This window comes from Clostridium boliviensis, assembly GCF_033342255.1.
Classification (GTDB): Bacteria; Bacillota; Clostridia; order Lachnospirales; family Lachnospiraceae; genus Lacrimispora; species Lacrimispora boliviensis.
Genome location: NZ_JAWONS010000280.1, coordinates 1 through 13,922, shown reverse-complemented (window position 1 = coordinate 13,922; position 13,922 = coordinate 1). Strand labels below are relative to the sequence as shown.

At 43.9% G+C, this 13,922-nt stretch carries 17 protein-coding genes and 2 tRNA genes; 17 read left to right on the top strand and 2 right to left on the bottom strand.

Going from position 1 to position 13,922, the window contains the following annotated elements:
* Window positions 1-88 precede the first annotated feature (88 nt).
* From prfB to RZO55_RS18750, 5 genes are all read left to right on the top strand, one after another.
* A protein-coding gene (gene prfB, locus RZO55_RS18770) for a peptide chain release factor 2 (RefSeq protein ID WP_318065789.1) occupies window positions 89-1,226 on the top strand; the annotation gives its coding sequence in 2 pieces (ribosomal slippage) (window positions 89-163 and window positions 165-1,226; 1,137 coding nt in all).
* A gap of 136 nt (window positions 1,227-1,362) precedes the next feature.
* Window positions 1,363-1,806, top strand: coding sequence for an ACT domain-containing protein (locus tag RZO55_RS18765; protein WP_318065788.1), 444 nt, complete (start codon window positions 1,363-1,365; stop codon window positions 1,804-1,806).
* Between the two features lie 4 nt (window positions 1,807-1,810).
* Window positions 1,811-3,025, top strand: coding sequence for a homoserine dehydrogenase (locus tag RZO55_RS18760; protein WP_318065787.1), 1,215 nt, complete (start codon window positions 1,811-1,813; stop codon window positions 3,023-3,025).
* An 18-nt stretch (window positions 3,026-3,043) separates the two neighbouring features.
* Window positions 3,044-4,252, top strand: coding sequence for an aspartate kinase (locus RZO55_RS18755; protein ID WP_318065786.1), 1,209 nt, complete (start codon window positions 3,044-3,046; stop codon window positions 4,250-4,252).
* 15 nt (window positions 4,253-4,267) lie between these two features.
* Window positions 4,268-4,615, top strand: a complete 348-nt coding sequence (locus RZO55_RS18750; protein ID WP_318065785.1) for a DUF2752 domain-containing protein — start codon at window positions 4,268-4,270, stop codon at window positions 4,613-4,615.
* 2 nt (window positions 4,616-4,617) lie between these two features.
* Here the strand turns inward: RZO55_RS18750 and RZO55_RS18745 are convergent, their stop codons facing one another.
* Window positions 4,618-5,007: a sodium:solute symporter gene (locus RZO55_RS18745; RefSeq protein ID WP_318065784.1), complete on the bottom strand. Its 390-nt coding sequence runs from the start codon at window positions 5,005-5,007 to the stop codon at window positions 4,618-4,620.
* A 176-nt stretch (window positions 5,008-5,183) separates the two neighbouring features.
* Between RZO55_RS18745 and RZO55_RS18740 the strand changes: the two genes are divergently transcribed.
* The 9 genes from RZO55_RS18740 to ispD all read left to right on the top strand — a co-directional run bounded on the left by RZO55_RS18740 (window position 5,184) and on the right by ispD (window position 12,637).
* Window positions 5,184-7,325, top strand: a complete 2,142-nt coding sequence (locus tag RZO55_RS18740; protein WP_318065783.1) for a Tex family protein — start codon at window positions 5,184-5,186, stop codon at window positions 7,323-7,325.
* A 36-nt stretch (window positions 7,326-7,361) separates the two neighbouring features.
* Window positions 7,362-7,868, top strand: coding sequence for a YcxB family protein (locus tag RZO55_RS18735; protein WP_318065782.1), 507 nt, complete (start codon window positions 7,362-7,364; stop codon window positions 7,866-7,868).
* Window positions 7,869-7,871: 3 nt separating this feature from the next.
* Window positions 7,872-8,297 carry a tRNA (adenosine(37)-N6)-threonylcarbamoyltransferase complex ATPase subunit type 1 TsaE gene (tsaE, locus tag RZO55_RS18730; protein WP_318065983.1) on the top strand — a complete coding sequence of 142 codons (426 nt, stop codon included), beginning with the start codon at window positions 7,872-7,874 and terminating at the stop codon, window positions 8,295-8,297.
* Window positions 8,298-9,002: a tRNA (adenosine(37)-N6)-threonylcarbamoyltransferase complex dimerization subunit type 1 TsaB gene (gene tsaB, locus RZO55_RS18725; protein WP_318065781.1), complete on the top strand. Its 705-nt coding sequence runs from the start codon at window positions 8,298-8,300 to the stop codon at window positions 9,000-9,002. It abuts the gene before it with no gap.
* 1 nt (window position 9,003) lies between these two features.
* Window positions 9,004-9,435, top strand: a complete 432-nt coding sequence (gene rimI, locus RZO55_RS18720; RefSeq protein ID WP_318065780.1) for a ribosomal protein S18-alanine N-acetyltransferase — start codon at window positions 9,004-9,006, stop codon at window positions 9,433-9,435.
* A 199-nt stretch (window positions 9,436-9,634) separates the two neighbouring features.
* Window positions 9,635-9,877 (top strand): hypothetical protein, encoded by a 243-nt coding sequence (locus tag RZO55_RS18715; protein ID WP_318065779.1) that lies wholly within the window; start codon window positions 9,635-9,637, stop codon window positions 9,875-9,877.
* A gap of 86 nt (window positions 9,878-9,963) precedes the next feature.
* Window positions 9,964-10,875, top strand: a complete 912-nt coding sequence (locus RZO55_RS18710) for a ribonuclease Z (protein ID WP_318065778.1) — start codon at window positions 9,964-9,966, stop codon at window positions 10,873-10,875.
* Window positions 10,876-10,885: 10 nt separating this feature from the next.
* The gene (gene tsaD, locus RZO55_RS18705) at window positions 10,886-11,923 is read left to right on the top strand and encodes a tRNA (adenosine(37)-N6)-threonylcarbamoyltransferase complex transferase subunit TsaD (RefSeq protein WP_318065982.1); all 1,038 of its coding nucleotides are present in this window, start codon (window positions 10,886-10,888) and stop codon (window positions 11,921-11,923) included.
* Between the two features lie 6 nt (window positions 11,924-11,929).
* Window positions 11,930-12,637: a 2-C-methyl-D-erythritol 4-phosphate cytidylyltransferase gene (gene ispD, locus RZO55_RS18700; protein ID WP_318065777.1), complete on the top strand. Its 708-nt coding sequence runs from the start codon at window positions 11,930-11,932 to the stop codon at window positions 12,635-12,637.
* Window positions 12,638-12,664: 27 nt separating this feature from the next.
* On the opposite strand, the gene RZO55_RS18695 is transcribed toward ispD, so the two are convergent.
* Window positions 12,665-12,991: a helix-turn-helix domain-containing protein gene (locus tag RZO55_RS18695; protein WP_318065776.1), complete on the bottom strand. Its 327-nt coding sequence runs from the start codon at window positions 12,989-12,991 to the stop codon at window positions 12,665-12,667.
* Window positions 12,992-13,209: 218 nt separating this feature from the next.
* Here RZO55_RS18695 and RZO55_RS18690 point away from each other — a divergent pair, with 218 nt between their 5' ends.
* The 3 genes from RZO55_RS18690 (at window position 13,210) to RZO55_RS18680 (ending at window position 13,880) form a co-directional block, all read left to right on the top strand.
* Window positions 13,210-13,485: a hypothetical protein gene (locus tag RZO55_RS18690; RefSeq protein WP_318065775.1), complete on the top strand. Its 276-nt coding sequence runs from the start codon at window positions 13,210-13,212 to the stop codon at window positions 13,483-13,485.
* A gap of 178 nt (window positions 13,486-13,663) precedes the next feature.
* Window positions 13,664-13,749 (top strand) — tRNA-Ser (locus tag RZO55_RS18685).
* A gap of 42 nt (window positions 13,750-13,791) precedes the next feature.
* Window positions 13,792-13,880, top strand: a tRNA-Ser gene (locus RZO55_RS18680).
* Window positions 13,881-13,922: the final 42 nt, after the last annotated feature.

Genomic DNA, 13,922 nt, shown 5'->3' with positions numbered 1-13,922 from the left:
ATTTTTATGAGATTGGAGTCCGTTCCCTTTTAGGGGCCGGACCCCAATTTTATATTGATAAATTAAAAAACAGAAAGTGGGTGACACAGTGGTAGAATTAGATCAGTACAAATACGAATTATCTACGTATCAAAAACCATTAGTGGAAGTGAGGGATTCACTTTGACTTAGATAACAAGTTAAAGCGAATCGATGAGTTGGACAAGTCCATGGAGGAACCTGGTTTCTGGGAAGATCCGGAAAAGTCAGGAAAGATCGTCCAGCTTGCTAAGAATTTAAAGGATACTGTACAAAGCTACAGAGACTTAGAGCAGCAATATGAAGACATTGGAGTCATGATCCAGATGGGAAACGAGGAAAACGATGCTTCCCTGATTCCGGAAGTGGCCCAGATGCTGGCTGAGCTGAAAGAAAAACTGGAAGAGATGAGGATTAATACCCTGCTTTCCGGTGAGTATGACAGCCATAACGCCATTCTAAAACTGAATGCCGGTGCCGGTGGAACTGAATCCTGTGACTGGTGCAGCATGCTTTACCGTATGTTCTGCCGCTGGGCGGAGAAAAGGGGTTTTCAGACAGAAGTGCTTGATTATCTTGACGGAGATGAAGCAGGTATCAAATCCGTAACTGTTCAGATTAATGGCATCAATGCTTACGGTTATTTAAAATCAGAAAAAGGGGTACACCGACTGGTACGGATTTCCCCGTTTAATGCGGCAGGCAAACGTCAGACATCCTTTGTGTCCTGCGATGTCATGCCAGATATTGAAGAAGATCTTGATGTGGATATCAATGAAGAAGATTTAAGAATTGATACCTACCGTTCCAGTGGAGCAGGCGGACAGCATATCAACAAGACCTCCTCTGCCATCCGGATCACTCATCTTCCGACTGGAATTGTGGTGCAGTGTCAGAATGAGCGGTCTCAGTTCCAAAACAAGGACAAGGCGATGCAGATGCTGAAAGCAAAGCTTTATATGTTAAAGCAGCAGGAGAATGCGGAAAAACTTTCCGGAATCCGTGGAGATGTAACGGAAATCGGTTGGGGAAACCAGATTCGTTCTTATGTGCTTCAGCCATATACGATGGTGAAAGATCACAGGACCAATTCAGAGACCGGCAATGTAAACAGTGTTCTTGATGGAGCATTGGACCAGTTTATGTATGCATATCTCCGCTGGATAAGTACTGGAGCAAAAGCTGATGAAGTTTCCGCAGATACCTAGTTTTTTCATGCATTTTTTTCAATACCGAAGAAAATAAATATAAAAATAGTTGCATACCAATTGTAAATATGATAATATCTTCCCTATGAGCACAGATGTATTTCCGATGCGGACACAGAAGGGGAGATATTTTTTTATGGAAGATAAAAGTAAATATTTTGTGGTTAAGCAGAAGGCTGTACCTGAAGTATTGCTGAAGGTAGTTGAGGCAAAAAAATTACTGGAATCGGAACGGGTTATCACCGTACAGGAGGCTACAGACCGGGTTGGAATCAGCCGCAGCTCCTTTTACAAGTACAAAGATGATATTTTTCCGTTTTATGACAATGCCAAAGGTAAGACCATTACGCTGGTCATGCAGGTGGATGATGAACCGGGTCTTCTATCCGATTTACTTCATGTGGTAGCTGTGTACCGCGCGAATATATTAACCATTCATCAAAGTATTCCGGTCAACGGCGTTGCTACCCTCACAATAAGTGTTGAGGTTCTTGAAACAACAGGGAATGTTTCGAAGATGGTTGAGGATATGGAAGAAAAGGATGGGGTCCACTACGTAAAAATTTTAGCCAGGGAGTGAGAATATGATGAATGTTGCAGTTATGGGCTATGGTACTATCGGGTCAGGTGTTGTTGAGATTCTGGAAAAGAATAAAGATATCATTGCCAGACAAGTCGGTGAACCGGTGAATGTGAAGTACATTCTGGATTTAAGAGAATTCCCCGGTACACCCATTGAAAATAAGATTGTTCATGATTTTTCCGTTATAGAGAAAGATCCGGAAATTTCCATGGTAATTGAGACCATGGGAGGATTAAATCCGGCGTATCCCTTTGTAAAAGCCAGCCTTAAGGCAGGCAAGCATGTGGCTACCTCCAACAAGGCTCTGGTGGCTGCGTATGGAACAGAGCTGTTAAAAACAGCAGAAGAAAATAAGGTTAATTTTCTGTTTGAGGCAAGCGTGGGAGGCGGTATTCCTATTATCCGTCCTTTGTATACATCTCTTGCCGGTGAACAAATCGAAGAAATAACAGGTATTTTAAACGGTACTACCAACTACATACTGACTAAAATGGACAAAGCCGGTGAGACCTTTGAAGAGGCACTTCGCAAAGCTCAGGAACTGGGATATGCGGAGCGAAATCCGGAAGCAGATGTGGAAGGACATGATACCTGCAGAAAAATTGCCATATTAACTGCCCTTGCCACGGGACACGAAGTGAATTATGAGCATATTTATACAGAAGGGATAACAAATATAACGGATGTGGATTTCCGTTATGCCGAAGCTCTTGGAACTTCTGTTAAACTGTTTGGATCCAGCAGAATCAATGGGAATACAGTTCATGCCTTTGTAGCTCCGGTTATGATCGGGAAGGACAATCCGCTGTATTTAGTAAACGATGTTTATAACGGCATTCTTGTAAAGGGAAATATGCTGGGCACTTCCATGTTTTATGGAAGCGGAGCTGGGAAGCTCCCCACAGCAAGTGCCGTAGTAGCAGATATTATTGAAGCCCTTAAAAACCCGGACCATCATGTGAAGATGGGCTGGGATGGAAACAGTTTGAATCTCTCTTCCATGGACAGCGTCTCATTTCGTCATTTCGTACGGATTAAGGGGATTGCGGCCAAACGGCTCAGTGAGATAGAAGATGCCTTTGGAAAGGTAGAAGTCACAGAACTGGATCATATGGACGAATTCGCAGTTATGACAGATGTTATGACGGAAGAAGAATACAGGTTAAGAGCGAAAAAACTGTCCGGGATCAGACAGCGCATCCGCGCAGAAATTTAATTTCGCCAGGAGGCATCAATGTTAGTTGTTAAAAAATTTGGCGGTAGCTCCGTCGCAGACAAAGAAAGAATATTTAATGTAGCAAAACGCTGCATCGAGGAATATGAAAAAGGCAATCAGGTGGTAGTGGTTTTATCGGCAATGGGAAAGACGACCGACGGTCTGATTGCCAAAGCTCATGAGATTAATCCCAACCCTCCCAAGAGAGAGATGGATATGCTGCTTGCAACAGGTGAACAGATCAGTGTGGCACTGATGTCCATGGCCATGAATGTTCTGGGTGTACCATCTGTATCGTTAAACGCGGCACAGGTTGCCATGCATACCTCATCAGCCTATGGGATGGCCAAATTAAAAAAAATAGATACGGAACGGATCCAGCATGAACTGGAAGCGAAGAAAATCGTTATTATCACTGGTTTTCAGGGCATTAATAAATATGACGATTTGACGACTCTCGGACGGGGAGGATCGGATACGACTGCTGTGGCACTTGCTGCTGCGCTCCATGCAGACGCATGCGAAATATACACCGATGTGGATGGGGTATATACTGCAGATCCCCGTATTGTACCAGATGCCAGAAAACTTCTGGAGGTTTCCTACGACGAAATGCTGGAATTTGCATCTCTGGGAGCGAAGGTACTTCACAACCGTTCGGTGGAGATGGCAAAACGATATGGAGTGCAGCTGGTCGTACGGTCCAGTCTGAACAGAGAAGAAGGTACCATCGTCAAGGAGGAAACGAAATTGGAAAGAATGCTGGTGAGCGGGGTTGCCGCAGATAAAAATGTAGCCCGTATTTCAGTGATAGGGGTAAAGAATGAGCCTGGAATCGCATTTAAAATCTTTAATCTTCTGGCAAAACACAACATTAATGTTGATATCATCATCCAGTCCATTGGCAGGGAAGAGAGAAAAGATATCTCCTTTACGGTGGCAAAGCCTGATTTAAAAGAAACCATGGAGCTTTTAAATGAGCATAAGGAAGGGATCACAGCACAGAGTGTAACCAGTGAGGAAGATGTGGCGAAGGTCTCCATCATTGGTGCCGGTATGACAAGTAATCCTGGAGTTGCTGCAAAGATGTTTGAAGCGCTTTACAATGCGGGCATCAATATCAAGATGATCGCAACCTCTGAAATCAGGATCACGGTTCTGCTTCACGAAGAAGACGTAAACCGCGCCATGAGAACGGTTCATGATGCCTTTGATCTTGCAGATTAAAGGAAGGAAGAACGAATGATCTGGTTAGAAAAAATATGGAAATTAGGATCCGTCTGTATCTTTCATTCCCTTACCGGGCTTTATTGTCCAGGGTGCGGGGGAACGAGGGCAGTCCGGACATTGTTACAGGGGGACCTGCGGATGAGTGTTGAGTATCATCCGCTGGTCCTTTATACTGTTTTAGCTTTTATAGCAGAGATAACCATTCGGCTGGTGTCAAAAAAAAGAAAGCATCCGTTTAACCATGGAAAAAGGGAACGGATACTTGTTCTTATAGGTGCTGCAATTGTGATCATAAACTGGATTTTTAAGAATTATATGCTTGTGGTTAGAGGAATTGATCTGCTTCCTCCGTTAAATTAAGATTATTTTGCGGAGGAGGGCATCAGTGCCTGAGTGGTTGCTTCAAAGACCTGTCTGAAATACAGCCCCAAAGGAGTGTTGGTATCCATGACATCATAGACAAATATGATAAATAATGCCAGTAAAAGACCGCAGACAGCAGAAATGATGGAAAGGATCAGGCCAAGCTGTGCCTGATGGCTGAAGGGCTTTCCTTTCTTAGATAATACGGCAAGAGCAATGCCGGTCAAACCAAAAATAAGACCTGCAGGCAGGTTCCAGATACTGAATAAGGGAAGACAGTCTGTAAGCAGTCCCAGACCGCCGAAAAGGACAGACCAGAATGCAAAAAACGATCCGGTATTCGGAGTTTGCGGAAGCATGCCATTGTTGCTGTTATAATTTTCTCCCATTAATGTTTACCTCGTTTTTGTATAGTACATAAGAACATCCAGGATTTTCCTGATATAAACTGTATTGTATGATTGTAGCACGAAATAACCGCTGTGTCCAGACGGGTATTGCATTACTCAGAATGATGAATTATAATAGTTGAATTGAACCAACTATGAAAAATAAGAGGTACAGCATGGATATCATAAAGATTTTGCAGGAAGAACTTTCCATTTCCAGGAACCAGGTAGAAGAGACGATCAGACTCATTGATGAGGGGAACACCATACCTTTTATCGCAAGATACCGGAAAGAAGTTACTGGTTCTTTGAATGATGAAGTTCTGCGTAACTTAGACGAAAGGCTTCGCTATTTAAGAAATTTAGAGGAGCGGAAAGAGCAGGTACTGTCATCCATCCGGGAACAGGAGAAGCTGACACCAGAATTGGAAAAAAAGATTTTAAATGCCCTGACCCTGGTTGCAGTGGAAGATTTATACCGCCCTTACAAGCAGAAAAGAAGGACAAGGGCTACGATTGCCAAAGAAAAGGGGCTGGAGCCGTTAGCAGATCTGATTTTACTTCAGATGATAAAGACACCGCTTCTGGAAGCTGCATCGGATTATATATCAGAAGAAAAGGGAGCTGCCTCTGCCGAAGAAGCAGTGAGTGGAGCTATGGATATTCTGGCGGAACGGATTTCAGATCAGGCAGAGTACCGTACTTACATCCGCAATACAACCATGAACCAGGGAACTCTTATCTCAGCCGCAAAGGATGAGGAAACGGAATCTGTTTATGAAATGTACTATCATTATGAAGAAGCTTTAAAAAAGACCGCAGGACATCGGATTCTTGCTATTAACAGAGGAGAAAAGGAAAAGGTTCTGACTGTGAAAGTCCTGGCACCGGAGGACGTGATTCTTCGTTATCTGGAAAAACAGGTAATTACCCGGGACAATCCTGTGACTGCTCCTGTGTTAAGGGAAGTCATAAAAGACAGTTATGACCGTCTGATCGCACCTGCAATTGAGCGGGAAATCAGAAATGATTTAACGGAAACAGCGGAAAATGGAGCGATTCGTGTATTTGGTAAAAATTTAGAGCAGCTGCTTATGCAGCCTCCGATTGTGGGAAAAGTAGTTCTTGGCTGGGACCCGGCCTTTCGTACCGGCTGTAAGCTGGCGGTGGTTGATGAGACTGGAAAAGTGCTGGATACCGTTGTCATTTATCCCACTGCGCCTCAGAATAAAGTGGAAGAAGCGAAGACTGTTTTAAAGAAACTGATTAAAAAGTATGGAATATCCCTGATTTCCGTTGGGAATGGAACTGCTTCCAGAGAGTCAGAGACTATTATTGTGGAACTGCTAAAAGAGATTCCGGAGCAGGTTCAGTATATTATAGTCAACGAAGCCGGAGCTTCTGTTTATTCCGCCAGTAAACTGGCAACAGAAGAATTCCCCAATTTTGACGTAGGACAGAGAAGTGCTGCCTCTATTGCCAGAAGACTGCAGGATCCTCTTGCAGAACTGGTAAAAATTGATCCCCAATCCATTGGTGTGGGTCAGTATCAGCATGACATGAATCAGAAGCATTTAAGTGAAGCGTTACAGGGAGTCGTGGAAGACTGTGTCAATAAAGTAGGCGTAGATTTAAACACAGCATCTGCCTCTTTACTGGAATATATATCCGGTATTTCAAAGCCCATTGCCAGGAATATCGTGGTTTACCGGGAGGAGAACGGAGCATTTGAAAGCAGGAGCCAGCTGCTTAAGGTTGCAAAGCTGGGACCGAAAGCATTTGAGCAATGTGCAGGTTTTATGAGAATTCAGGGAGGAAAGAATCCTCTTGATGTTACCAGCGTTCATCCGGAATCCTATGATGCTGCGAAAAAGCTGCTGAGGAAACTGGGATATGAGGCCAAAGAGCTGATGAATGGCGGGTTAAACGGAATCAGTAAGAAGATTCATAACTATAAAGAGCTGGCTGAGGAACTGGAGATTGGTGAGATTACCCTTCGTGACATTGTAAAAGAGCTGGAGAAGCCGGCCAGGGATCCCCGTGATGAGATGCCAAAACCAATCCTGCGCACTGATGTTATGGAGATGAAGGATTTACAGCCAGGAATGGTATTAAAGGGAACCGTAAGAAATGTCATTGACTTCGGCGCTTTTGTGGATATTGGCGTTCATCAGGACGGATTGGTTCATATTTCCCAGATATCTGATAAATTTATTAAACACCCTTTAGAAGCGGTCAGTGTGGGAGATGTCGTGGAAGTTAAAGTGATAAGCGTAGATATTCCTAAAAAGAGAATTGCTCTTACCATGAAGTTCTAGGAGATACAGCTTGCCGCTGTACAAAAGGAGGAAAACGTGGAACAAAATAATCCGCTTGTGTTAGATATAAAACTTAATGCAAAAGATCTCTGGAAATTCTCCATGTATCATTCATACAGGGGATTTCAGGGGATTTTCAGCATCCTTTTCAGTGCCGCAGCGCTGTATGCGCTGGCAACAACCTGGAGGACGGCAACACTTCCATACCGCCTTCTTTTATTCGTCTGTGTACTGATGTTTACTGTGTGGCAGCCGTTTATTCTTTATATGAAGGCAGCCAGACAGGCAAAACGGTCTGTAATTCATGATGGCATGACTCTTTCCATCTCAGCGGAAGGGATTGTGGTAACCCAGGGGCAGGAGAAGCTTGAATTGTTGTGGGAAGATGTGGTTTTAGTTAAAAGAATTGGAACTATGCTGATTATCTATATGGACCGGATTCATGCCTATCTGATTCCGGATTCTGTAACAGGTGAAAAAACATCAGAACTAATGGCATTCATAAAAGAGAATCTGCCTCCGGAGAGGCGAAAGAGGATATAAGTGATGGTAATAGAAAGCTGGAAACCTGAAGAAACCTTTAAATTTGGAAAAAAACTGGGAGAAGATGCGTATCCTTCCTCCATCTTTTGCTTAAATGGAGATCTTGGGGTAGGCAAAACCGTTTTTACTCAGGGGTTTGCCGCAGGTCTTGGAATTAAAGAGCCCGTGGATAGTCCAACATTTACAATCGTGAAGCAATATGACGACGGGCGTATGCCGTTTTATCATTTTGATGTATACCGGATCGGTGATGTCAGCGAAATGGATGAAATCGGTTATGAAGATTGTTTTTATGGTGAAGGCGTAACGCTGATTGAATGGTCCGGACTGATTCGGGAGATTCTTCCGGAACAAGTTATTACAGTAACAATAGAAAAAGATTTGGAAAAAGGATTTGACTACAGAAAAATCACCGTGGAGGGAATGTAAATGAACCTGTTAGGAATTGAAAGTTCGTCTCTTGTTGCATCTGTTGCCCTTCTGACGGATGATATACTGACTGCAGAATATACGGTTAATTTTAAAAAGACTCATTCCCAGACTCTGCTGCCCATGTTAGACGAGATTGTCACCATGACAGGTATCAGCTTAGAAGATATAGATGCCATAGCAGTTTCTGCAGGACCTGGGTCATTTACCGGTCTCAGGATCGGTTCTGCTACTGGAAAGGGCCTGGGTCTGGCACTGAAAAAACCGTTGATCTCGGTTCCTACCATCGATGCCATGGCTTATCAGTTTTATGGCAGTGCATCCACCATCTGTCCGATTATGGATGCCAGAAGGAACCAGGTTTATACCGGTATTTATGATAATCGCAAGGGCTTTTCTGTGATAAAGGAATCCTGTGCTATGGACATAAGGGAATTGATTGATGAGCTGAATTCTATGGGACAGAGTGTGATTTTCTCTGGGGATGGAATACCGGCCTGTAAAGAAAGTATAGAAGAATTCATGAAGGTTCCGTTTGAATTTGCCCCTGCCCATCTTAACAGACAGCGGGCAGGGGCAGTGGCGTCCTATGGAGCCCGCCTGTTTTCTCAGGGGAAAACTGTTACTGCAGCGGAGCATGCTCCCGATTATCTGCGAAAGCCGCAGGCAGAACGGGAGAGGGAAGAGGCATTAAAAGGAGAATAAGATGGTTCATGAACTGACTTGGGAAGAGATTCCCGGTATTCTTAAAATCGAGCAGCTGTGTTTTAAGGATCCATGGTCTGAGCGGATGATTGAAAACAGCATGAAGAGCGGTCTGGATACCTGGCTGGTGCTGGCAGAAGAAGGGGCAGCAGGATACTGTGTGTTCCGGATTGTGGCAGACGAATGTGAATTGCTTCGGATCGCGGTCCGTCCTGAATACAGGGGGAGGGGCCTTTCTAAGAAACTTATGGACCAGTTGGTTTTTTATTCCAGACAAAAAGATGTAAAATCTATATTTTTAGAGGTCCGGGAAAGCAATGAGCGGGCGAGAAACCTTTATAGATCCTACGGATTCACGGAAGAAGGGATCCGAAAAAACTATTACCTTAATCCATGTGAAGATGCAGTCTTAATGGTTTGCCGCAATATTTGAAACATTTACCACTAAAAATAAGGCATAACACCGTTTATAATGTAGGGGTATCCAGTAAGGATGCCCTTTTTTCTATCCCAGTGTGCGGGGAGAGAAATTAAGGGATAAAGCTGGAAAATGCGAAAAAGGAACGCCTTGCAGGCATCCCGGTATGTCTGGAAAGAAAAGCATGGGCGGTAAAAGGAAAGGTGAGACTAAGATGAGAAAGTACAAAAACGGCGGTCAGCTAGAAACAGTTGTTTGCAACTGCTGCGGCAAAAAAATTATTGTGTCAGAAGGGATTGCCAGGGAAGGGGTTTTAAACATTAACCACGCGTGGGACTTCTTTTCAGAGAAAGATGGGGAGATCCATCATTTTGATTTATGTGAAAACTGCTATGATGTATTGATATCTGAGTTTAAGATACCGGTGGAGGTAGAAGAACAGCTGGAATATTTATAGTTGCTAATTCCCTCTGCTTTGTGTTATGATTTTATGTGGCAGTTTTTTGTACTGCCCACTGAATGAGACAAAAGCGAGGAAATTCTATGTTGGATATATGTTTGCTGGGAACCGGGGGCATGATGCCTCTGCCATACCGTTGGCTGACGTCTATGATGGCACGGTGTGATGGCAGCAGTCTACTGATTGACTGCGGGGAAGGAACCCAGATTGCATTAAAAGAAAAGGGCTGGAGCCCAAAACCCATCGATATCATCTGTTTTACCCATTATCATGCGGATCACATCAGCGGTCTTCCCGGACTTCTTTTGACAATGGGGAATGCAGAACGGACAGAACCGTTAACGCTGATAGGTCCTAAAGGGCTTGAGCGGGTGGTGGGTGCACTACGTACCATTGCGCCGGAGCTTCCGTTTGAACTTAAATTTATTGAACTCTCTGAAAACAGGGAGAAGATAACCATGGCGCCTTACGTAATTGATGCATACCGCGTCAATCATAACGTTGTCTGCTATGGTTATTCCATTTCCATTCCAAGGACAGGAAGGTTTGATGTGGAACGGGCCAAAGAAGCCGGTATTCCGCAAAAATTCTGGAGCCGTCTTCAGAAAGGAGAAACCATTGACAATGATGGTGAGATCCTGACACCTGATATGGTTTTAGGACCGGACAGGCGTGGGCTTAGGGTAACCTACTGTACAGATACCAGACCCGTACCCGTTATTGCGGAATATGCAAAGGATGCCGATCTTTTCATATGCGAAGGCATGTATGGAGAAGATGGGAAAGAGGCAAAAGCAAGAGAGTACCGTCATATGACATTTTATGAGGCTGCCAGACTGGCGAAGGAAGCTCAGCCAAGGCAGATGTGGCTGACTCACTACAGTCCCTCTTTAACCAGACCGGAGGAGTTTATGGATAAAGTCCGTGAGATTTTCCCCAGGGCAAAGGCTGCAAGAGATGCCTGGACACTGGAACTGGAGTTTGATGAGGAATGAGGGCATGGCTATGAAGAAGAATCATACAGAAGAAGATGTTTATATACTTGCAATTGAGAGCTCCTGTGATGAGACAGCAGCGGCAGTGGTGAAGAACGGAAGAGAGATATTATCCAATGTAATCTCCTCCCAGATCGATCTTCATACCTTATATGGAGGTGTGGTTCCTGAGATTGCATCAAGAAAGCACATCGAAAAGATCAATCAGGTCATCGAGTCTGCTCTCTTGGAATCAGGGCTGACACTTGAGGAGATGGATGCAATCGGAGTTACGTACGGACCAGGACTGGTGGGAGCACTTTTGGTTGGAGTAGCAGAAGCGAAGGCAATGGCGTATGCAGCAGACAAGCCTCTGGTAGGTGTTCATCATATAGAAGGTCATGTATCCGCTAATTTTATTGAGCATCCTGATCTGGAACCGCCTTTTATGTGTCTGATTGTGTCAGGCGGTCATACTCATCTGGTGATTGTACGGGATTACGGAGAATTTGAGATTCTGGGAAGAACCAGAGATGATGCGGCAGGCGAAGCATTTGACAAGGTGGCAAGAGCTGTGGGTCTGGGTTATCCTGGCGGACCAAAGGTTGATAAAGCAGCAAAAGAGGGTAATCCAAACGCCATTAAGTTCCCCAGAGCAAAAGTGGATGGCAATATTTACGATTTCAGCTTCAGCGGATTAAAATCTGCGGTTTTAAATCATATTAATCATGCTAATATGATGGGAGAAGAAATCCATATTCCGGACCTTTTGGCATCGTTCCAGAATGCGGTGGTTGATGTTCTGGTATCCCATACGGTAGATGCGGCAAACGAATACGGATTTAAAAAAGTAGCGATCGCAGGAGGAGTGGCCTCTAATTCAGCTCTTCGTGCAGGGATGAAGAATGCCTGTGAAAAAAATGGAATTTCATTTTATTATCCATCTCCTATATATTGTACCGATAACGCTGCCATGATTGGAACAGCTGCCTATTATGAATTTATTAATGGAGCGAGGGCCGGCTGGGATTTAAACGCAGTACCTAATCTGAAACTGGGGGAAAGGTAACGGACTATGGAACGAACAGCAGCAGTTGTGCTGGCAGCAGGAAAAGGAACCCGTATGGGAAGCCAGATCCACAAACAGTATATGGAGCTGTGCGGCAAGCCGCTTCTTTATTATACTCTGAGAGCATTTGAAGAAAGCTCAGTGGATGAGATTGTTCTGGTAACCGGTCCGGGTGAGGTTTCATATTGTCAGAATGAGATTGCAGACCGCTATGGGTTTCGCAAAGTGTCCTGCGTAACAGAAGGCGGGAAAGAGCGGTATCATTCCGTTTATGCCGGATTGAAGGCGGTAAGGGACTGTGCCTATGTGCTGATTCATGACGGTGCAAGACCCTGCGTCACGAAAGAAATTATTGATGCATCTAAATCTGCAGCAATCAGATATGGGGCGTGTGTTGTTGGAATGCCGGTAAAGGATACCATTAAGGTTTCGGATGAGAACGGATATGCGGCAGTAACTCCGGACAGGAACAGCCTTTGGCAGATCCAGACTCCACAGGCCTTCCGCTACGATCTGGTCTTTTATGCTTATACCAGACTCATGGATTCAGAACAGTTTCAAAAAGGGGTTACTGACGATGCCATGGTAGTAGAAACCATGACGAAAGAAAAGGTGAAATTAATACAGGGCGATTATACCAATATTAAGGTGACTACACCAGAAGATTTAGAGATCGCCGGTGTATTTCTGAACAGAATATATGGGAATAGATAAAAGGAATGCTGTAGGAGCAGCTTCCTTTTATTTTTTTCCACCTGGTTTTAACAAATCTCTGACAATCAGATGAAGGTGTTCAAGCTGCTCTCGATTCAAATACTGTGCATCATCCATAAGTTCTCTGACTTTGGCTGGACTGTTTATGTCACGGGAAAAGAATTCGGAAGGTTCAATATCCAGATACTCACATATATAGAAAAAACCCATCATAGAGGGGAGTGCCCGTCCATTCTCTATTTTATGAATATATGTGGGATTCTGTCCGAGAGAAAGACTCATATCACGCGCGGATACACCTTTTTGAGCTCTTAGCTCTGAGAGGCGTTTGGAAAAATTGAAGTCTATATACATGGATAACTCCTCCTGATTCCATAGTATTGCATTAAATGAAATATGTGTAGTAAATAATGCATTCGATCACTTGACATGTTGCATTCATTACAATATTATTATTTATATAAAGTATGTAATGTATAATCAGACTAAGAGATCCGCTATCAGGATCTTATGGCTATTAGATAGTAACAGTTGTTTTGTCAGATGAAAAGCAGGAAAGAAGGTACATATAGATGGAAACTGGAAAAACCAGGAAAGAAACGGATTCAGGCACCAGGGAGGGGCTGTTGGAACGGATCGCATCAGAAATGGGCTGCATGTATTTATCAGATCTGCGGGGAGCCACAGCCAAGGGGAAGTTCCGTTTTATTGTTTCTGATATTCCGGCATTGGATTATTCAGTAAAAGTATGGCAGGATGCGTTGTATTATATAACCGAAATAAAAGAAAACTTTAGCACTGCTGAGCAGGCAAAGCAACGCCTTTTGGAGTATTTATTGGGGTGTTAGAAATTATTTGAAAAATATGTAAAAATATGTTGACAGATGGAACAAACAATGATAAACTATCCAAGTTGCCGCTGATGAAGCCGGTAATTGAGAGAAAAAAAGCTCCAAGAGATTTGAAAAAATAGAAAAAAGTGCTTGACAAAAGTACAAACTTCTATTAAAATGTAAAAGCGCGTTTGGAGAGGTATCGAAGTGGTCATAACGAGGCGGTCTTGAAAACCGTTTGTCCGCAAGGGCGCGTGGGTTCGAATCCCACCCTCTCCGTTGGCAGGTTTTAGCCGCTAATAACATAGAAATCAGCTAATTGCAGAAGTACCCAAGCGGCTGAAGGGGCTCCCCTGGAAAGGGAGTAGGCCGTTAGTAGCGGCGCGAGGGTTCAAATCCCTCCTTCTGCGTCAGCGTTGAGTTGAGACAAGCGTTTCTACAAGATGCAAAGC